Raw genomic sequence first — 20,433 nt, 5'->3', positions numbered from 1 at the left:
GTGCTCACGATCGCGGGTACCGCCTCGCCCATCCTGAGGTGCTCTCGAAAACCGGGCTGTACTGGTCGAAGTGCCAGAACGCGTCGCTCGCCAGCTGCTCCACCAGGTCACGCGAGCCCACCTGCCCGGTCCACGGCAGTCCCGGCGGGCCCAGTCGGGCGCCGAGCAGGGCACCGGCCAGCGCCCCGGTCAGCGGGCGCCTGCCGCCGTGGTCGACCGACCGCCGCAACGCCAGTTCCGGGTAGTTCTCGTAGCCGCTGACCGCGCTGAGCGCCTGCGCCAGCACGGTCTTGGTGTCACTCCCGGCGCCGAAGTCGGCCGGCCGGGGCAGCACCGGGATCTTCGAGTGCGGGCTCATCGACATCAGCGACCGGTCGACGGTGTCCCGCAGCCCCGGCCAGGCGCCGTCGCGGAACAGGCCCCGCGCGGTGGCGATCGGCGGGCACACCGCGTCCTTGGTCAGCACCAGGTCGAACAGCGACGCCAGGAACGCGGCGGCCTCGGCGTCTTCGGCCCTGTGGGTCAGTCCGGCGAGCACCCGCGCGGTCCGGTCGACGCCGCCGGAACCCGCGTAACCGTTGGTCAGCGCGGCGGGCAACGCGGCGAGCAGCGCACCCGGGCCGGTGCCCGTGCCCGGCTTCTCCCCGGCCAGCTCCCGCACCGCGCCCAGCTCGGCCGGGTCGGGCTCGGCCCGTTCCCGCAGCTCCGGCACCTGGACCAGCCAGCCGTCGAGCTCACCGGGCACCGGCTCGCCCTGCGTGTGCAGCCAGCGCAGCAGCCCGCGCGCGGCGGTGACCGGCAGCTGATCCGCCCGTTCGGGGTCCTCGCGGTGCGGGCTGCGGATGACGCCTTCGGTCAGGAACAGCAGCTGCCGGGTGAGCGGCCCCAGCGGGACCTCCCGCTCCAGGCTGCCGTGGCGGCCCAGCGCTTCCCCGAGCGCGAAACCGAGGTAGGCGCCGGTCACCCGGTGCCAGCCGTGCTTGAACCCGGGATTGCCCTGCTCGAAGTACTTGCCGAAGGTGTTCAGCCGCGGCACGACCTCGCCGTGGTCGCCGTACCCCGGCCGCAGGCCGTTCGACGCCAGGTCCACCGGCCAGCGACCGCCGTCGTCCAGGCGGACGCGCTCGCGCCAGGTCCGCCCGAGCACGGTCAGCCGGATCTCCTCGTCGGTCAGCTCGTAGCCGTTGCGGCGGGCCCAGTCGACGGCGTGCGTCGGCGCGGAGACCGGGGTCGGCAGCACGATCTTGGCCGCGGCCTCCTCGGCGAGGGTCTTGACCTCCTCGCTCGCGGCGAACCCGGTGACCTTCTGGTCCACGGTCTGCTTGAACCGCGGGAACCGGGTCAGCACCTCGGTCAGCTCGGCGCCGCTGACCTGCTGGCGGTACTGCGGGCCGCCGTCGAGGTTCAGGTTCGGCGGCGGGTCCAGCTTCATCAGCGTCGCCAGGTCGACGTGCCACCAGCGGTGCACGTGCTCCGGCAGGTGCCGCGGGTCGCTGTAGGTGAGCAGCCGGTGCGCCTGCTGGTCGTAGGCGGTGCGCGGCACCCGGTCGTTGTCCGCGATCGGGATGAACACCTCGGTGCCGACCAGGCCGATCAGGAAGCGTTCGCGGTCCAGCCAGCCGGCGTCGTGGAAGGCGAGCAGGTGCTCCAGCGCGTTCCGCGGCCGCTCGCGGCCCAGCCGGATCGGGCCCGGCCGGTACGCCGGGTTCTCCCGTTCCTCGTCGGTCTCGGTGCCGTCGGGGGCGATCTTCTGCCAGCCGCCGATGGCTGCTTCCGGCACGCCGAGGTGGCCCAGCTTCGAGTCCCGGAACTCCTGGTCGACGATCTCGTGCCAGTGCTCCCGGCCCGGGTAGCGCGCCGGGATGCTCAGCCCGCCGGGGTGCGGCGCGGCCTGGCGCACCTGCCCGTCCGGCTCGCGCACCAGCATGTTCGGCGGCGGGAAGATCTCCTTGCCCGCGTCCCCGCCGTCCAGGAAGGCCACCGTGTTGTAGGGCACCGACCAGCCCTCCGGCACCCGGCGCACCTTGGTGGTGTCCACCCGGACCGGGCGGTCCGCGCCGTGCACGGCACGCAGCCAGTCCTCGACCCTGGCTACCGCTTCAGCCGCTTCCACGCTCAGACCGTTCCTTCCAGACTTCCGTCACCGGTGTGCTCGGTGATCGTTCTCGGGAGCACGTAGGCGACCGCTCCCCCGGGCAGGTTCGCCCAGGGCACGGTGATCCCGGTGATCACGTACAGCGGGCGGACCAGCCGGTACCGGCGTTCCGCGCCCTCCCGCTCCAGCGGCAGGGAGGTGGTGGGGAAGCGCACCCCGGGGTGGTGCACCAGGTTGCCGTTCTCCTCCCCGAAGCGCACGACCACCGTACCGGCGGCGAGCCGGATCAGGCGCTTGTTCCGCAACAACGTCAGCGGCGGTTCGCCTTCGGCGGGCTGGATCGGCCAGTCGTCGAGTTCACGGGCGGTCTCCAGCGGGCTCTCCGCCCCGGCGGTGATCCGCGCCGGGTGCAGCAGCACCGCGCCGAGCAACTGCTGGGCGGCGTCCTCCACCCGGTTGAAGTAACACGGGTCGACCGGCTCGCCGTCGTGGTAGCGGGCCACTTCCCAGCCGCGCTCGGTGTGCAGCAGGCTCCACGCGTTGTCCGCGGAACCACCCAGCCGGTAGGCGTTCGGCCACACGCCCGCCTCGTCCAGGCGCGCCCGCAGCGTGGCCAGCGTCTCCGCGCCGTCCAGCTCCGGGCCGACCTGGGTTTCCAGCTCGGCGGCCAGGTCACCGGTGCTCGGCTCGAACTGCTCGGGGTCCGGCTTCGGCCGCGGCTCGCCGAGCAGGTCGGCGGCCGCGGTCAGCCGGTGCAGCCGGTCCACGTGCGGGGTCTGGTACCGCTGCGCGCGGATGTGCGCGGCCAGCTCCGGATCCGGGGGGGTGCGGTGCTTGCGCAGGTAGTGGGCCACCGACGCGTGCCAGATCCAGACGCCGTCGGTGTGGTAGCGCTCGGGCACGTCCGGCGGGTCGGCCGGGGCGAAGATGTCCGGGCCCGGCTGGTCGCCGATCAGCACCACCGGCGAGCGTTCGAGGTAGTGCAGCAGCGCCGGGACCTCGTCCTCGGCCACCGCGGGCCGGTCGACCACCGGGCGTTCACCGGGGGTGTAGGCGTCCACGATCCTGGCGTGCTGGAAGACCACGGCGAGCGGCAGGCCCGCCTTCTCCCGCAGCCAGCGCGGGAGGTGCTCGTCGTCGCGGGGGAACTGCTCGAGCTCCTTGGCGAAGGCCACGCGGGTGGGCAGCCCCGGCCGGTCCGGCGGGCGCTTCCACTCCGGCGGGCTGAGCAGGTCGAAGTCGAAGTCGAACTGCTTGCCGCGCAGCGTGTACCGCGCCTGCAGCCAGGCGCCGACGCCCTTTTCGTACATGCCCGCCCGCAGTTCGGTCAGCAGTTCGCCGACCTCCGGCGGAGCGGACCAGAACAACGTGGTGCCGTGCTCGTCGGTCGAGCTGACCTCGACCTCGGTGTAGCCGCCGAGCTGGCGGAAGTCGACGGCCACCGTGCCCTGCTCCGGGCGCAGCGGTACCAGCGCGCGCCCGACGCCGACCAGCAGCTTGCCGCGTTCCTCCTCGGACAGCGGCTGCGCGGGCGGTGCCGCGTTCACGTCGATCCGGACCTGCCAGAGCGCGGTCAGCTGCTCCGGGGTCGCCTTGTCGACGTAACCACCCGCGTCGCCCTCGGGAATGCCCAGTTCCACCGCGCGCTCGGCGTCGTCCTTGCTCCACGACAGCAGGAAGTGGGGGGCGGTGTAGCCCGCCACCTGGAACTCCTCGTCCTTGTAGGTGGCGAACGCCTGCAACCAGGCCCGGCCGGCCAGGCCCTGGTGCAGCTCGTGTGGCTGGGTCATCGGAGGTCCCTCAACGCTTGCGGCGAACCGTGAAACTGGGCGGCTCACCCGCCGCCCGCCGGGCGAGTTCGTCCTCCCACATCGCGAACGTCCGCCGCTGGATCGACTCGATCAGCTCGAGTTCCTCGTCGGTGATCGGCCGGTTCTCCGCCTCCGCCTGGTCGTAGATCGATTCGATCGTCTCGTAGAGCGCGAAGATCGGCCCGTCCCCGGTCAGGTCCTGGCGGATCCGCTCGGTCCGCTGGACGAACTCCTCCCGGTCCAGTGCGCTGATGTCGCTGTCGGAGGTCGCGAAGAGCACCTTCTGGATCGGCCCGTGGTCCGGCTCGAACTCGCCGGTGTCCCAATTGAGCAGCGATCCGGCGAGGCCGCCGTCGGGCGTGGAGTCGATGACGAAGGTGCGCCCGAAGTACCGGAAGTACGACGGAGTCTCGATGGTCATCGCTGAGTCCTTCTGGTGTAGTTCCGCGGGTCGGTCTCCCGTCCACCCGCCAGCCGGAAGGCGTCCCCGAACCGGATCCGCTCCTCGTTGAGGATCGAACCGATCAGGGCCCGTTCCTCCGGCTTCAGTTCGCGGTCGCCGTCCTCGCCCTCCGCCCGGCTCTTGTCCTCGTTCGCCACGGCCTGGAAGTCACGCCGGACTTCGTAGAGCGCGTGCTCGTAGTCGGCCACGTCGTCGATGGACTTGACGTGCAGGCGCAGCTCGGCGACGTGGTATTCGCCGTTGCCGAGGTCGAGCCGGACGTTCATCTGCAGGTCCCGGTAACCGCTGCCCTGCGGTTTCAGGAACCGGTCGGAGAAGTCGACCACCTTGATCTTCGACCCGGGGCGGCGACTCTCTTCGAGCACCTTCGCCAGCCCCTGGTACGCCTGGTCCACGGTCCGGTACTGGACGATCGAGCCGACCAGGTCGTTCAGCCGGTTGGCCTCGCCCTTGTAGCCGTCGATCTTGTCCGCGGCCCGCACCTTGCTCTTGGGCACCTTGCGCGACTTGACCTCGACGTCTTTGGCGTTCCCGGCGATCGACCTGGCGAAGTCGCCCAGCATGTCGTTCTTCTTTTGCCAGTCCCGGTACAGGTACTCGAGGTACTGGCGCTGGTACTCGGGGTTGTCCTTCTCGTCCTTGTTGAACCCCGGCTGCAGCAGGTGCTGGGGCTTGACCCGCCGGATCTCCTTGACGGCCTCCGCCGAGAGCCGGGCCTGCTCGGGGGTGAGGTCACTGGGCGAGGGCTTCGGGTCCGCCTTGTACGAGTCGGCGAGTTCGGCGGGACCGCCGCCGTACTCGCGCACCTCGCGCACGCAGGACTCCAGCACCTCGACCGCGCCCGGGTACTTCAGCACGTTGCACAGCGTCTGCGGCCGGGCCAGCAGGGAGTTCTCCAGGAACGAGGTGTCGCGGAGGATCCGGGCCACCGCCGGACCGGTGGCCGAATCGAGCATCATCGCCCGGATCGCGTCACCGATCGGCAGGGGCTGGCCGTCGACCTTGACGGTGGCTTCCGGGTCGCGGGCGGTGATCGCGTTGCCCTCCTGGATCGCCCGCTCGACCCGCTCGCTGTCCAGGTAGCGCTCGATCTCCTCGCGCGTGGGCGGCGGCGACTCGTCCTGCGCCCTCGGGCGCTCCTCTTCCCGGGCCCGGTGCCCGTCCTCGTCCGGGTTCCTGGCGGGGTTCGGCTCCGGGGCCGGCGTGGGATCCGGGGTCCGGGGTGGCTCGGCCATGCCGTACCCACCGCGGTCGGCGGCCGGGGTCCGGTCCGGCACGGTGTGCGAGACCGACGGCACCGGCCGCCCGTCCGGCCCGATCCGCGACGGCCGCACTTGGTAACCCGAGCGCGGCGGCAGGCCCGCACCGGCGGGCGGGTTGGCCTGCTGCTGCCAGGCGATCCGCGGGTCCACCGGCGCGTCCGGCTTCTGGAAGGCGATCCGCGGGTCCACCGGGGCGGCCGGCTTGGGCACCGGCTGCGTGGTGTCCGCCGTGGCGGCGGTTTCGGTGTCGTTCTCGACCTGCTGCTTCTCGTTGTGCAGCTCGACCGCCTTCGCCGGGTCGAACGGCATCGTCTTCAGGTCGACCGGCGGGTGCGGCAGGCTCATCAGCGCGTTGCTCTGCGGGTCGATGAACGCCACGCCCTCCTTGGTGTGCACGACCTCCGCCACGTGCCCGTAGGTGTTGCCGTCGTCACCGACGTACTGCACCGCGATCACCGCGCGCGAGCCGATCGGCTGGTCGCGCATGTGCCGGATCACGTCGTCGTAGTCGCTGTGCCCGCGCCAGTCCCCGCCGCCGAGGTTCTCCCGCACGTAGTCGAGCGTGCCCATGGACGCCATGTCCTGGGGCAGCAGCCGGCCGGCCTCCGCGTCGATGCCGCCGAGGCGCAGCGCGTGCGCGACCATGCCGCGCGTGCAGTTGGTCTGGTAACCGTTGGCGAAGGCGTCCGGCGAGTAGAAGTTCGGGTTGACCCCGGCCATCTCCGGGTGCCGCTCGGCGATGTACTTCGCCTGCTGGTTCGGGTTCGCGGTGTCGGCGTGGATGGCCGGTTCGCTCGGCGGATTGGTCGCCCGCGCCAGCGGTGACCAGTCGTGGTCGCCGAGCTGGCTGGAGTCCATCGCCGGACCGTCCGGCCCCTGGTCGGCGCCCGCGTAACCGCCCTGTTCGGTGCCGTTGAGCGCGTCGGAGATGTCGCGCTGCGGCGGCGGGGCCGGGGCGTCGTCCGGCGGCGGGTTGAGCGTGGTGAGGCCGTCGAACGGCGACGGGGCCGCCTTCGCCCTGGCCGCGTTCTCCCGCTCGTTCGCCGCGCACTGCTCGCGCCGCTCGGCCATCCGCTGCTCGGCGGTGGCCTCGTCCACCCACCGCGGATCGCCTTCGACGATCTCCTCGGCCCGGATGACCAGCTTCTCGCGCTTGGTCACCGGATCGGTGACCAGCTCGTTCTCGTGCACGAACAGCTGGGTGGCAGGCTTGCCGATCGACTCGCCCTCGGACCGGTTCTGCGACAGCGACTCGACGTCCCGGAAGGTCTTCGAGTCGATGTGCATCTCGACGTCGGGGCCGAACTTCGTGTCCTGGTCCGGCGTGAGCTTCTTGCTCGCGCTCACCGGCGTCGTCTCGACCGCGGTCCGGCCGACCGGGTACTGGTCGCGGAACTGCTGGATCTTCACCGGGTCGCCGCCGAAGTCCAGCCCGCGGAGCAGCGGGCCCGGCGTCGGGTCGATCTTGTTCAGCGCGCCGACCAGCGCCCGGACCTGCTGCTGCGACCGGTCGAAGTCCGGGTGGTCCGGGCCTTCGCGGTGCGCGGCGTTGGCGGTCGAGTAGAAGTCGTGGCCGGTGTAACCGCGGATCACCGTGGCGTCTTCGTCGGTCAGCCTGGCGTAACGCGGATCCGCGTCACGGGCCCGGACCGCGTCGGCGGTGACGGCTTCGTGCCTGCCCTCGCCCTGGAAGGCGTTGGCGACGGCCCGGTGGTCCTCGGGCGTGGCCTGGAAGCCGGGGTCGTGCAGGTAGCTCTCGTCCGGCCGCCCGTGGCCGGGCTCGACCAGCGTGTTCTCCGACGGCGGTGCGTCCTGGACGGTGTCGGCCACCGGACCGTCACCCTGGTGGTAGGGCAGCGTGGCCACGCTCGACGGCTGGTCCGGCAGGTCCGCGAGGCGGTTGTTCTGCGGGTCGACCAGCGCCAGCCCGTGCTCGGTGTTGACGGCGGTGACCAGGTGGCTGACCACGCGCTTCGGCGAGTCCGGGTCGGCGGGGTCGCTCGGCACCTCGGACTCGTAGGCCAGCACCGACCGCGAGCCGACCGGGCGGTCGGCCAGGTCGCGCAGGGCGGCGTCGAAGTCGCCGTGCTGCTGCCACTGGCCGCCCAGCTTGTCCTGGACATAGTCGAGGTTCGCGTCGTGGCTGACCTGGTCCGGCGGCACCGGACCGGCGGTGCTGTCCTGACCCCGCAGGCGTTCCTCGAGCGCGACGACCGAACGGCTGGAGTTGGTGCGGTAGCCGTCTTCGAGCGCGTTCCAGGCGTGGAAGTTGTGCGCGTTGACGGCCTGGGTCTCCGGCAGCGTGTCCATCAGGAAGCGGACCTGCTGCTCCGGCGAGTTCATGGTGCCCGCGTGGAGGGCGGGTTCCGCCAGCGTGCTCCAGCCGCCTTCGGGCTCGCCGCGGTGCTCCACCGGTTCCGGGGTGGTCGGCGTGGGGTCGGGCGCGGGGGTGCCGAGCGCTTCCCAGATGGCGCTCTTCTTCACCGGCGCCTCGGCCAGCTCGCGGGCCTGGTCGGCGCTGAGCTGGCGGCGCTCGTCCATCCGGTCGCGGACGGTGTCGGGGTCGAGGTAACGCGGGTCGTCCGGCCCGATCTCCTCGGCCTCGATGATCCAGGTGCCGTCGACCTTCTCGTTGCGGGTGACCAGCAGCTGGGTGCCCGGTTTGAACAGCACCTCGCCTTCGCGCTTCATGCCGAGCTGGTCGATGTCGCGGCCGGTCTTGGACTTGATCCGCAGCTCGACCTCGCCGATGAACTTGCTCCGCGGCATCGACTCGGTGACCTTGCTGGAGCTGTTGAACTGCGTCTCGACCGCGATCTCGCCGACCTTGTACTGGGCGGCGAGCAGGTCGGCGGCGCGGCCGGTCAGGCTGACCTTGCGGGACACCAGCCCCTCGTGCGGCGGCAGCTCGTTGAGCCCGGAGGCGATCGCCCTGGCCTGCTGCACCGAGTCGGCGAAGTTCTCGTCCTGGTTGCGGAGGGACCGGTTCAACTGCTCGAACACGTCGGGGCGGGTGTAGGTGTGGACCGCGTACACCCCGTCGTCGGACATGTGGGCGAACTGCGGATTCTCGGCACGCCGCTCATACGCCTCACGACGAGCCACCTCGTGGGGGAGCTCGGCGTTGTTGTCGTGGCCGCTGGAGCGCAGCGTGTCCATCTGCGCTTCGGCCAGCGCCCGGAAGTCCGCGGTGCGGTCGGTGCGGAACCCGGGGTCGGTTACGTAGTCCTCACGAACACGCCCGTCGTCTTCTGGCCGCCCGTCCTGGTCGGCCGCGTCCTTGTCCGCGTCCTTGGCCGTGTCCTGTTCGGCCGACCCTTGGTCGTCCGAATCCTGCTTGTCCGCGTCCCGGTCGGCTCCGTCTTTGTCTGCGTCCCGATCGGCTCCGTCTTTGTCTGCGTCCCGGTCGGCTCCGTCTTTGTCTGCGTCCCGATCGGCTCCGTCTTTGTCTGCGTCCCGATCGGCTGTGTCTTGCTCGGCCCGGTCCTGCTTGTCCGCGTCCCGGTCGGCCGTGTCTTGCTCGGCCCGGTCCTGCTTGGGCGCGTCCTGTTCGGGCGCTTCCCGGTCGGCCGCGTCCTTGTCCGGTCCCTGCTCAGAACGCCCTTGCTCGGCTGCGTCCGCGTCCTGCTTGGGCGCCCCCTGCTGAACAGCATCGGGCTCGACCGCGTCCTGCTTGGGCGCGCCCTGACCGAGCGCATCCTGCCGGGACGCGTCTCGATCGGCGCCGTCCTGCTTGGACGCATCCGATCCGGGCGTCCCCTGCTCCGGCGCACCCTGCTCGGCCTTGTCCTGCTCGACCGCGTCCTGCCTCGGCGCCTCCTGCTCCGGCGCACGCTGCCGGCCCTCGTCCCGCTTGGGTGCTTCCTCCGGCGTACGGGGCTCAGCCCGGTCCTGCTTGGGCGCCTCCTGCTCCGGCGTGCGCTGCCCGGCCGTGTCCTGCTGCGGTGCGCTCTGCTCCGGCGTGGGCCGGACCTGCTCGGCAGCGGTGTCCCGCACAGGCACGTCCTGCCTGGCCGGACGCTGCTCGGGAGCCCGCTGTTCCGGCGGACGGGGCGCGGCAGGCTGCTGCTGCAACGGAATGTCCGGCCGGGTGACCGGCGGCTCGAGCGGCGGCTTCTGCCAGGCGTTGAACGGCTGTGGCGCTCCCTGCCGCCCAGGTGGCGGCGGCATCGGCGGACGCCCACCCGGCCCCGGCTGCTGCGGCCCACGCTGCGGCGGCCCCTGCTGATACCCGGCCTGCGGCGGCCGTCCCGGCTGCGGATACCCCGGAGGCCGCGGCGGCCCCCCACGCCCGGGCGGCGGCTGATCAAGGTTCCCCCGCATCGGCTGGAACGGCCGCTGCTGCGACGGGCCTTGCCGCTGCGGCCCCGGCTGCCCCGGCCCTGGCTGCTGAGGCACCCCACCTTGCCGACCGGGTCCACCCTGCTGACCCGGTCCACCCTGCTGGGGCAAACCACCTTGCTGTCCGGGCCCGCTTTGCTGGCTCCGCCCGCCTTGCTGACCTGGTCCACCCGGCTGCGGCGAACCACCTTGCTGGCTGGGTCCGCCCTGCTGGCTGGGGCCACCCTGCTGAGGCAGGCCGCCTTGCTGGCCGGGGCCACCTTGCTGAGGCAGGCCGCCTTGCTGGCTGGGGCCACCTTGCTGAGGCAAAGCGCCTTGCTGACTGGGTCCGCCCTGCTGGCCTGGCCCGCCTTGCTGACCCGGCCCGCCTTGGCGGCTTGGTCCACCCTGCTGACCGGGTGCACTTTGCTGACCCAGCCCACTCTGCTGGCCCGGTCCACCTTGGTGACCCGGTCCACCTTGGCGGCTCGGGCCGCTTTGCTGGTTTGGTCCGCCCTGCTGGCCTTGCCCGGGACGGGGACCCTGCGGAAGTCCACCGCCGGGGCCTTGCCGGTGGGTGCTCGGACTCTGCTGCTGCGGAGGGCGTCCCTGGGGCGGTGGCTGCGGCGGGCGCGGACCTTGGCCGTTCGGGCGGTTGCCCGGTTGGGGCTGGCCGCCGCCCTGTTGCAGTGGTGGGGGCGCGAAGCCACCGCCGCCTTGCTGCTGCGGGGGAGGCGGTGGCATGCCCGGACCACCCTGCGGTGGGCCGTCCTGCCGGGGCGTGCCCGGCGGTGGGAAGCCACCGCTGGTGAAGCCTGCGGCGGCCACGGAGTCCTGCGTGCGCGGCGGACCGCCCGGCTGCGGGCCGAACCCGCCACCCTGCTGCGGCGGCGGGTTGTAACCACCACCGCCGCCTTGCTGGGGCGCCATGCCGTAGCCGCCGCTGCTGCTACCGCCGCTCTGTGGCGGGGCCATGCCGTAGCCACCCGATGAACCGCTCCCCGACGAAGGCGAACTGCTCGAAGGTGAACCGCCGGAGGAGGGGGCGGGTGAGCCACTCGAAGCTGGGGCGCCGCCTGCGGGAGTTCCGCCTGTGGGGGCGCCACCAGCTGGTGAGCCAACTGCTGGGGCACCGCCTGCTGGTGAGCCGCCTGCGGGAGCGCCACCGGCTGGGGTGCCGCCTGGTTGGGCACCGCCGGAGGAGGCGGCGGGCTGCTGCTGGTTTCCACCGTCGTTGGCGGCGGCCGGGGAGTGTTGTGGCTGGGGGGCCGCAGTGGGTGCCGGTGCGGAGGACTGCTGACCCGCGCCGGTGTCGGAGCGTTCCATGGTCGCTGCTGACGACTGGCCGACGTGGTCCGCGGAGCGGGCGGGGGACGGTCCGTCCGAGGAGGACGAGTTGCCGGACGACGAGCTGCCCGCCGAGGACGAATCGCCGGAGGAGTAGCTGCCCGCCGAGGAAGCACCGCCGGGGGACGAGCCGCCCGAGGATGGACCACCTGAGGAAGAACCACCCGAAGACGAACCGTTCGACGACGAGCCCGAGGAGGAGCCGCCTGCGGATGAACTACCCGAGGAGGAGCCGCCTGCGGAGGAATCGCCCGCGGAGGAACCACCTGAAGAGGAGCCGGAGGACGAGCCACCTGAGGAGGAACCAATCGAGGAGGAGCCGCCGGAGGAAGAACCACCGGAAGAGGAGCCGCCCGAGGAGGAACCACCCGAGGAGCCACCCGAAGACGAACCATTCGAGGACGAACCCGAGGAGGAGTCACCCGGGGAAGAACCGCCGGAAGAGGAGCTGCCCGGCGAAGACGAATCCCCTGAACCCGTAGCAGAAGAACCGCCCGAGGACGAACCGTTCGAAGAAGACCCCGGACCACCCACATCCGGTGCGTCCACGTTCGGCGCGTTCGCCGACCGGATGCCGTCGATGTTCCCCTTGGCGCCGCCGGCGGCGCCATCGGTGGCCCCGCCCGAGGCGCCCATCAGCACGTCCGAGGCGCTCAGGTTCCCCAGTTCACCGGTGACCGCGGCCTCCCCGACCGTGGTCGCGACGCCTTCGGCGGCGCCGCGGGCCGCGCCCCGGATGGCACCGTCGGCGATCTGGCCGCCGACGCTGTCCGAAACGCCCCGCGTGGCGCCCTTCGGAACGGCCTCGCTCGCCGCGCCGACCACACCCTCGACCGCACCGCCGATCGCGGCGTCCGAGGTCTTGCCCCAGTCCCACGACTTCCGGTCGCCGGTGGCCATCTGCAGCCCCTGGATCCCGGCGTCCAGCGCCACCCCGGTGGCCACGTTGATCAGGACCTCTTTGAGGACCCGCTTCAGCACTTCCTGCGCGATCTTCTTGAACCCCTGCTGCGCCAGCTTCTGCAGCAGCTGCCGGAAGATCATCTGCACGGTCATCCGGGTGGCGATCTGCGCGGGCACGATGCCCGCGGTCGACCCGCCGAAGGTGACCGCAGCCGCCGCGATCATGCTCGCGATCGAGATCGCCAGCATGATCAGCGAGGCGATGATCATGTACTTCGTGTACTCGACGTCCAGTGCCGTCGCGTCGCACGAGTCACCGAGTGCCTGGCACGCCTCGGCCAGCGACTTGAAGTAGGCCTCGTCGCCCTCGACGAACTTCTTCCACGCCTCGGCGAACTTGTCGGCGCCGTCACCGGTCCAGGCGCCGAGCACCTCCCCGGCGCCCTTGGTGCCGATGTCCGCCGCCGGATTGATCGCCTTCGCGGCGGTGTGCCAGGCGTCCCGGAGGTTCCGCAGCTTGTCCTCGTCGCCTTCCGGCCAGCTCTCGCCGACGACGATGGGCAACAGCCACTTGACCTCGTCGGGCATCTCCATCCCCACGGGTCAGACTCCTCCGCCCTCTTTCAGCACCCCGCGCACCGTCTCGTCGGCGCCTTCCATGCTCTGCACGGCCGTTTCGACGTTGGTCCGCAGCGCGCGGATCCCTTCGACGATCGAAGTGAACGCCTTCACCGCGCCTTCGGCCCCCGGCACGTAGTCCTTGGCGAACTCCTGGCCCGACTCGTCGTCCCCCCAGCACGCGCCCTCGGCGGCCAGCGCGTCGGCGAGCGCCTTCCCGGCGTCCTCGAGCTGGTCGGCGGCGATGTTCAGTTTCGACGCCGCGGTGGTCGCGGCATCCGGGTCGAGCGTGAACCCCTGGCCCCCCGCGCCCATCAGCGGTTGCCCCGGGTGAGCCAGCTGTCCGGCGGCTCTTCCTCGTCCTCGACCGGCGCGGGCCGGGCCCGGCGCGTGGTCGGCTTGGGCTGCGGCATGGACGGTGGCGGCGGAGGCGGCGGCGTGGCCGCCGGGGGTGGCGGTGTTGCTGTCTGACCGCGGTGCTCGAAGATCGAGCCCTCGTCCTCGAAGGACTCCGGGCGCGCCGTCGGTTCCGGTTCCTTCGGCGTGAAGTCCGGGATGGACGGCACCAGCCCGGCCAGCGACGGCGCGTCCTCGAACAACTCGGTCAGGTCCGGCATGCCCTCGGTCAGCGGGGACATCAGTTCCGCGACCTGCTGCTTGACTTGCAGACCGCCGGTGCGCACCACCTCCAGCACCGAGGCGGCGAGCGCGGCGGGGCCACCGCTGCGCTCGAACGCGGTCGGCGCGAAGTCCAGTTTGCTCAGCACGCCGTTGGCGTCGATGGTGGCGCGGACCAGGCCGTCCTTGGAGGTGACCGTCGCCGAGGCCGCCGCGGCGGCGGCCTGGGCCTCGCGCAGCTGCTCGGTCTGCCGGTTGAACTGCTCCAGGAGGCCGTCGACCCGGTCCTTCATGGCGGCGTTTCGCGCCTCGAGCCGGGCTCGATCGTCCCCTGGCGTGGTCACAGTGCCCCCGAAATCAAGCGAAAGAGATGTGCTGGCGCCACCCTAGTAGTTCCCCCAGTCGGCCCACCCGGGTTCCGGAGATCATTCGCTAGTGCGAACCCGGGTGCTACCCAGATAGGCGACCGCACCCAGCGCGTACGCCCCCGCCGCGGCCAGCAGGAAGCCGGGGGCGCGCCCGTCCAACGGGACCAGCACCGCGGTGGTGGTGACCGCGGCCACCTGCGTGATGTTGAACAACCCGTCGTAGACGGAGAAGACCCGGCCGCGCACCTCGTCGCCGATGTCCTGCTGGATCGCCGCGTCCACGCACAGCTTCACCAGCTGCCCGGCCACGGCCAGCGCGAACGACGCCACCAGCACGGTCGGCAGCACCAGCGGCAGGCCCAGCCCGGCGATCGAGGCGGCCGCGGCCAGCAGCCCGCCGGTGATCACCCGCCGACGGCCGAAGCGGACCACCAGCCGGGGCGTGACCAGGCCGCCGAGCAGCAGCCCGGCCCCCGCCAGCAGGGCGAGCTGGCCCAGCCCGGTCAACCCGGCACGCAGCAGGCCGAGGTCGGTGAACGAGAACCGCATCAGCAGCACGGTCAGCAGCAGCGAGATGCCGAACCCGACCCGGTGCGCGAACAACGCCAGGAACCCGGCCCGGACCGACGGCGTGCGCAGCACCGCCCCGGCCCCGTCGGCCAGCCCCCTGGCGACCGCGACCAGCGCCATCGCCGGCTCGTCCACAGTGGACGGGCCGAGCTCGCCGCGGGCGAACCGGGCGGCGAACACCGCGGCGGCCACCGAACCGGCGATGGCGCAGGCCGTCGTCCACGCCGAACCGACGTCACCGACGCCGAGCAGTGCACGCAGGGCGATCGCGCAGGCACCGCCGATCACCGCGACGACCGAACCCAGCGTGGCGGCGAACGCGTTCGCGCCGACCAGCTTGTGCCACGGCACCACGTGCGGGAGCGAAGCCGACAGGCCGCAGCCGGCGAACCGGGAGATCCCGATCACCACCAGCGCGAGCACGAACATCGGCACCCCGTCGGCACCGAGGCCGACCGACAACGCGGAAACCGCGATCGCCAGCCCGCGCAGCAGATTGGCGACCACCAGCACCTGGCGCCGGTCCCAGCGGTCCAGCAGCGCACCGGCGAACGGCCCGACGATGGAATACGGCAGCAGGAGCGCGGCGAAACCGCCGGCGATGGTCAGCGCGTCGGCCGCGCGCTCGGGGTTGAACAGCACCGCACCGGCGAGTCCGGCCTGGTAGACGCCGTCGCCCCACTGCGAGGCGAAGCGGGAGAGGAGCAACCGGCGGAAGCCGGGCGGGGCGAGCAGCTCGCGCAGGCTGCTCGTGGTCACCGCCCCAGCGTAAGGGGTTGGTCGGCCGGCGCACTTTGGTCGCCTCTCGGCGGCTAGGCGCAGTGTGGCTCCAGCCGAACGGTATTCCACAAAGGCGGTTCTTCAGTGAGCCCGGGGGACACGGAAGTGCGCCGGCCACTGGGCTCAACGGGCCGGCGGCCGTTCTTGTTCCCGCGTCGGCCCACCTTCGCCGGCCGGGGAGTGGGATCATGGGCGGCGTGCGAGCGGACGCCGAGGTGGAACCGGGATCTTTGCTGGTCGCTGCCCCCACCATGTTCGACCCCAATTTCCGGCGGACCGTGGTGTTCGTCATCGACCACCGCGAGCAGGGCACGCTGGGGGTGGTGCTGAACCGGCCGAGCGAGGTGCCGGTGGACGACGTGCTGCCGGTCTGGGGCAGGCACGTGGTCGAGCCGCAGTCGGTGTTCGTCGGCGGGCCGGTGGAGAAGAAGACGGCGTTGTGCCTGGCGGCGCTGCGCACCGGGCAGGACGCGGCGAGCGTGCCGGGGGTGATCGCGGTGCGCGGCCCGGTGGCGCTGGTCGACCTGGACGCCGATCCGGACACGCTGGTGCCGAAGGTGCGCGGGCTGCGGGTGTTCGCCGGTTACGCCGGATGGGATTCCGGGCAGCTGGCCGGGGAGATCGCCCGCGGCGACTGGCTCATCGTGCCCGCGCTGCCCAGCGACGTGCTGGCCACGCCGAACCGCGACCTGTGGGGACAGGTGCTGCGGCGGCAGGGCGTGCCGACCTCGCTACTGGCTACGCACCCTGGGGACCTGCAGCGGAACTGAGCACACCGCAGCCACCGGCGCCGCAGGCGCACCCGGAGCAACCGGACGGTGCGGGTGCCGGTTCCGGCACGGCCAGCGCGGCCCGGTGGCCGAGCACCCCGCCCGCGGCGAGCAGGACCAGCGTGCCGAGCACCCCGACCACCGCGGCGACGATCACCCCGCCGGCGGTCGGCATGACCAGCGCGGCCACGCCGGAGAGCACGCCGACCACACCGCCGGCCATGGTCGGCAGGCCGGCCACCTTGTTGCCGACGCGGAAGGCTTCGTCGCTGCGCTGGGTGGCGGTGGTGCGCACGCCCGCCCCACGCGCCCTGGGCAGGCGCTCGCGCCAGCCGAGGACTCCGCCCCAGCCGACCAGGACACCGAAGACGATGGGGATCAGCGCGACTACCAGCACGCCCCCGAGCATAAGCGTGATTCGGAAGCAACCTGCTGGACACCCTCGTCCGCTGTGCTGCACGCCATGCCCCGAACGTTCCGAGGTCTGCTCAGCGCCGCTCTGGTCGCGGTCACCTCCTTCGCCCTGCTCACCCCGGCCGCGCACGCCGGCCAGCGCGTCCGCCTGCTCGGCGAGCAGGTCGTGCCGCACGGCCTGGTCTTCGGCGGCACCACGGTCGGCGGCCTGTCCGGCATCGACCGCGACCCGCGCACCGGCGAGTACGTGCTGATCAGCGACGACCGCACGAACGCCCGCTTCTACACCGCCGAGATCGACCTGACCGGGGCCGTCGAGTTCACCGGTGTGCACCACCTCGAGCGGCCGGACGGCACGAACTACCCGCCGCAGGGCGTGGACCCCGAGGAACTGCGCGTCGACCCGTGGCTGGGCACCTACTACTGGTCGCAGGAGGGGGACCGCACGCCGGCGGTGCTGCTGGACCCGTCGGTCCGCGAGGCCCGCCGCGACGGCCGTTACCTGCGTGACCTGCCGTTGCCCGAGGAGGTCAAGATGCGCCCGGCGAGCGGGCCGCGGCAGAACTACGGCCCGGAGGCGATGACCTTCGCCGCCCACGGCGCACTGGTGGTGACCGCGTTCGAGGGCCCGCTGCTGCAGGACGGCCCGGAGGCCACCACCGAGCGGGGCGCGGTCTCCCGCATCCTGGTGCAGGGCCGCTACGGCCCGGTGTTCACGCAGGTCCGCTACCAGCAGGAACCGATCTTCGCCCAGTCGAACCCGCCGGGTGCCTTCGCCAACAACGGCGTCACCTCGATCCTGCACTCCGGCGGCAACCGGTTCCTGGTCCTGGAGCGCTCGTTCGTCACCGGAGTCGGCAACAAGGTGCGGATCTACGAGATCGACCTGGCCGAACCCGGCAGGAAGCAGCTCCTGACCGACCTGTCCACCCTCGGTTTGTCCACTGTGGACAACGTGGAGGGGATGACCTGGGGCCCGCGGCTGCCCTCCGGGGAGCGGAGCCTGCTGCTGGTCAGCGACGACAACTTCTCGGCCACCCAGCTCACCCAGGTGATCGCGCTCGCCGTGCGCTGACGGGCGGGCGCAAACTCGCTGGCCGTGACGGCTATCATGGGAGGCATGAACACGGCTCGGCTGCTCCTTGGCCTGCCGCGCTGAACCGACCGACGGTTGAGCGCGGCGACCCCTCACGCCTCTGGCGGAGGGGTCGAGTTGTTTCTGGAGTGCGATACGACGGAGGACACGGGTCATGACCGAGGCGACCGCGGACACGCCCCAGCATCGCTACACCGCGGCGCTGGCCGGGAGGATCGAGCAGCGCTGGCAGGACTACTGGGCCGATCACGGCACCTACCACGCGCCGAACCCGGTCGGGGCGCTGTCCGACGGCACCGACGTGCCCTCCGACAAGCTGTTCGTGCAGGACATGTTCCCCTACCCCTCCGGCGCCGGTCTGCACGTCGGGCACCCGCTGGGCTTCATCGCCACCGACGTGTTCGCCCGGTACCACCGGATGATCGGCCGGAACGTCCTGCACACCATGGGCTTCGACGCCTTCGGCCTGCCCGCCGAGCAGTACGCCGTGCAGACCGGGGCGCACCCGCGCAAGACCACCGAAGAGAACATCGAGACCTACCTGCGGCAGATCCGCAGGCTGGGCCTGGGCCACGACGAGCGCCGCCGGGTGTCCACCATCGACCCCGAGTACTACCGCTGGACCCAGTGGATCTTCCTGCAGATCTTCAACTCCTTCTACGACCAGGAGCAGGGCAGGGCCCGCCCGATCGTCGAGCTGGAGACCGAATACGCGCAGGACAAGCGCCGCACGCCCGACGGCCGGAACTGGTGCGAGCTGACCCGCGCCGAGCAGCGCGACATCATCGACTCGCACCGCCTGGCCTACATCTCCGAGGCGCCGGTGAACTGGTGCCCCGGCCTGGGCACGGTGCTGTCCAACGAAGAGGTCACCCCGGACGGTCGCAGCGAGCGCGGCAACTTCCCGGTGTTCCGCCGCAACCTGCGCCAGTGGATGATGCGCATCACCGCCTACGCCGACCGCCTGGTCGACGACCTGGACCGGCTGGACTGGCCGGACAAGGTCAAGGCGATGCAGCGCAACTGGATCGGCCGGTCGAACGGCGCGAGGGTGGCCTTCGCCGCCGGGGACACCACGCGGATCGAGGTGTTCACCACCCGCCCCGACACCCTGTTCGGCGCCACCTACCTGGTGCTGGCCCCGGAGCACCCGCTGGTCGACCAGCTGACCACCGAGGCGTGGCCCGAGGGCGTGGACCCGCGCTGGACCGGCGACGCCGCCACCCCGGCCGAAGCGGTGGCCGCCTACCGCCTGGCCGCCTCCCGCAAGTCCGAGCTGGACCGGCAGGAGAACAAGGACAAAACCGGCGTGTTCACCGGCACCTGCGCGGTGAACCCGGTCAACGACCGGCGCATCCCGATCTTCGTCGCCGACTACGTGCTGATGGGCTACGGCACCGGCGCGATCATGGCGGTGCCCGGCCAGGACCAGCGCGACTGGGACTTCGCGGAGAAGTTCGGCCTGGACGTCGTCCGGACCGTGCAGCCGGCCGACGACTTCGACGGCAAGGCGTTCACCGGCGAAGGCGCCGCGATCAACTCGGGCTTCCTGGACGGCCTGGGCGTCGACGAAGCCAAGAAGACCATCATCACCTGGCTGGAGGAGCACGGCCACGGCCACGGCACCGTCCAGTACAAGCTGCGCGACTGGCTGTTCTCCCGCCAGCGGTACTGGGGCGAGCCGTTCCCGGTGGTCTGGGACGAGGACGGCCGGGTGCACGCGCTGCCGGACAGCCACCTGCCGGTGGAGCTGCCCGAGGTCGACGACTACTCGCCGAGGACCTTCGACCCGGACGACCCGAACACCGAGCCGTCGCCGCCGCTGTCGCGTGCCGACGACTGGGTCACCGTCGAACTGGACCTGGGCGACGGGCCGAAGACCTACCGCCGCGACACCAACACCATGCCCAACTGGGCGGGTTCGTGCTGGTACCAGCTGCGTTACATCGACCCGGAGAACACCGACCGGTTCGTCGACCCGGAGAACGAGCGGTACTGGACCGGCCCGCGCCCGGCCGAGCACGGCGCCGACGACCCCGGTGGCGTCGACCTGTACATCGGCGGCGTCGAGCACGCCGTGCTGCACCTGCTGTACTCGCGGTTCTGGCAGAAGGTGCTGTTCGACCTGGGCCACGTGTCCTCGGACGAGCCGTACCGGAAGCTGTTCAACCAGGGCTACATCCAGGCCTTCGCCTACACCGACTCGCGTGGTTTCTACGTGCCCGCCGAGGAGGTCGAGGAGCGCGACGGCAAGTACTTCCACTCCGGCCAGGAGGTCAAGCAGGAGTACGGGAAGATGGGCAAGAGCCTGAAGAACGTGGTCACGCCCGACCAGATGTCGGCCGACTACGGGGCCGACACCTTCCGGTTCTACGAGATGTCGATGGGTCCGCTGGAGCTGTCGCGGCCGTGGGCGACCAAGGACGTGGTCGGCTCGCAGCGCTTCCTGCAGCGGCTGTGGCGACTGGTGGTGGACGAGCAGACCGGTGCGCTGCGGGTGTCCGACGTGGACGCGAGCGAGGCGGACCGGCGGCTGCTGCACAAGACCATCGCCGGGGTCCGCGAGGACTACGCGGCGATGCGGTTCAACACCGCGGGCGCCAAGCTGATCGAGCTGAACAACCACCTGACCAAGGTCTACGGCGCGGCCGACGGCACGCCGCGGGAGCTGGCCGAGCCGCTGGTGCTGATGCTGGCTCCGCTGTGCCCGCACCTGGCCGAGGAGCTGTGGCAGCGGCTGGGCCACACCGATTCGCTGGCGCACGGCCCGTTCCCGGCGGTCGACGAGCAGTACCTGGTCGACGAGACGGTCGAGTACCCGGTGCAGGTCAACGGCAAGGTGCGCACCCGGATCACGGTGGCCGCCGACGCCGGTCAGGACGCGGTGCAGGCCGCCGCGCTGGCCGACGAGAAGGTGGTCGCGCTGCTGGGCGGGGGCGAGCCGCGCAAGGTGATCGTGGTGCCGGGCCGCCTGGTCAACGTGGTGGTCTGAAAAGCG

General features: G+C 71.8%; 11 protein-coding genes and 1 pseudogene. 3 read left to right on the top strand and 9 right to left on the bottom strand.

Annotation, left to right across the window (positions count from 1 at the left end; translation table 11 throughout):
• Positions 1-4: 4 nt before the first annotated feature.
• From AC07EG_RS19535 to AC07EG_RS19500, 8 genes and pseudogenes are all read right to left on the bottom strand, one after another.
• A complete protein-coding gene (locus tag AC07EG_RS19535) occupies positions 5-2,113 on the bottom strand; it encodes a YrhB domain-containing protein (protein ID WP_478254528.1) in 2,109 nt (702 codons plus the stop codon).
• A 2-nt stretch (positions 2,114-2,115) separates the two neighbouring features.
• Positions 2,116-3,885, bottom strand: a complete 1,770-nt coding sequence (locus AC07EG_RS19530) for a TNT domain-containing protein (protein ID WP_478254527.1) — start codon at positions 3,883-3,885, stop codon at positions 2,116-2,118.
• Between the two features lie 10 nt (positions 3,886-3,895).
• On the bottom strand, positions 3,896-4,327 hold the full coding sequence (locus AC07EG_RS19525) for a hypothetical protein (RefSeq protein ID WP_478254526.1): 432 nt from the start codon (positions 4,325-4,327) through the stop codon (positions 3,896-3,898).
• Complete coding sequence (locus AC07EG_RS19520; protein ID WP_478254684.1) at positions 4,324-9,627, bottom strand: toxin glutamine deamidase domain-containing protein; 5,304 nt, start codon at positions 9,625-9,627, stop codon at positions 4,324-4,326. Before AC07EG_RS19520 ends, AC07EG_RS19525 begins: the two co-directional genes overlap by 4 nt.
• 2,784 nt (positions 9,628-12,411) lie before the next feature.
• A pseudogene (locus AC07EG_RS19515) lies at positions 12,412-12,789 on the bottom strand (WXG100 family type VII secretion target); the annotation flags it as partial.
• Positions 12,790-12,804: 15 nt separating this feature from the next.
• The gene (locus AC07EG_RS19510; protein WP_478254525.1) at positions 12,805-13,134 is read right to left on the bottom strand and encodes a WXG100 family type VII secretion target; all 330 of its coding nucleotides are present in this window, start codon (positions 13,132-13,134) and stop codon (positions 12,805-12,807) included.
• Entirely contained in the window at positions 13,134-13,730 is a 597-nt protein-coding gene (locus AC07EG_RS19505; protein WP_478254524.1) for a YbaB/EbfC family nucleoid-associated protein, read from the bottom strand. The genes AC07EG_RS19510 and AC07EG_RS19505 overlap by 1 nt, the downstream gene beginning before the upstream one ends.
• A 132-nt stretch (positions 13,731-13,862) precedes the next feature.
• Positions 13,863-15,134: an MFS transporter gene (locus AC07EG_RS19500; RefSeq protein ID WP_478254523.1), complete on the bottom strand. Its 1,272-nt coding sequence runs from the start codon at positions 15,132-15,134 to the stop codon at positions 13,863-13,865.
• 209 nt (positions 15,135-15,343) lie between these two features.
• On the opposite strand from AC07EG_RS19500, the gene AC07EG_RS19495 reads away from it, so the two are divergent.
• Complete coding sequence (locus tag AC07EG_RS19495; protein ID WP_478254522.1) at positions 15,344-15,925, top strand: YqgE/AlgH family protein; 582 nt, start codon at positions 15,344-15,346, stop codon at positions 15,923-15,925.
• Here the strand turns inward: AC07EG_RS19495 and AC07EG_RS19490 are convergent.
• Positions 15,894-16,322 carry an SdpI family protein gene (locus AC07EG_RS19490; protein WP_478254521.1) on the bottom strand — a complete coding sequence of 143 codons (429 nt, stop codon included), beginning with the start codon at positions 16,320-16,322 and terminating at the stop codon, positions 15,894-15,896. The two genes, AC07EG_RS19495 and AC07EG_RS19490, sit on opposite strands and share 32 nt — an antisense overlap.
• A 66-nt stretch (positions 16,323-16,388) precedes the next feature.
• Between AC07EG_RS19490 and AC07EG_RS19485 the strand changes: the two genes are divergently transcribed.
• A complete protein-coding gene (locus AC07EG_RS19485) occupies positions 16,389-17,414 on the top strand; it encodes an esterase-like activity of phytase family protein (RefSeq protein WP_478254520.1) in 1,026 nt (341 codons plus the stop codon).
• 175 nt (positions 17,415-17,589) lie between these two features.
• Positions 17,590-20,427 carry a leucine--tRNA ligase gene (leuS, locus tag AC07EG_RS19480; protein WP_478254519.1) on the top strand — a complete coding sequence of 946 codons (2,838 nt, stop codon included), beginning with the start codon at positions 17,590-17,592 and terminating at the stop codon, positions 20,425-20,427.
• Positions 20,428-20,433 lie beyond the last annotated feature (6 nt).

The sequence above is a fragment of the Amycolatopsis sp. NPDC045836 genome (assembly GCF_056431745.1).
This window is presented reverse-complemented; position numbering and strand designations above follow the sequence as displayed.

Bases quoted from the DNA above. Each gene is read 5' to 3' on its own strand.
- AC07EG_RS19505 (WP_478254524.1), bottom strand. From the start codon at position 13,730: ATGAAGGACCGGGTCGACGGCCTCCTGGAGCAGTTCAACCGGCAGACC.
- AC07EG_RS19495 (WP_478254522.1), top strand. From the start codon at position 15,344: ATGGGCGGCGTGCGAGCGGACGCCGAGGTGGAACCGGGATCTTTGCTG.
- AC07EG_RS19525 (WP_478254526.1), bottom strand. From the start codon at position 4,327: ATGACCATCGAGACTCCGTCGTACTTCCGGTACTTCGGGCGCACCTTC.
- AC07EG_RS19530 (WP_478254527.1), bottom strand. From the start codon at position 3,885: ATGACCCAGCCACACGAGCTGCACCAGGGCCTGGCCGGCCGGGCCTGG.
- AC07EG_RS19510 (WP_478254525.1), bottom strand. From the start codon at position 13,134: ATGGGCGCGGGGGGCCAGGGGTTCACGCTCGACCCGGATGCCGCGACC.
- AC07EG_RS19485 (WP_478254520.1), top strand. From the start codon at position 16,389: ATGCCCCGAACGTTCCGAGGTCTGCTCAGCGCCGCTCTGGTCGCGGTC.
- leuS (WP_478254519.1), top strand. From the start codon at position 17,590: ATGACCGAGGCGACCGCGGACACGCCCCAGCATCGCTACACCGCGGCG.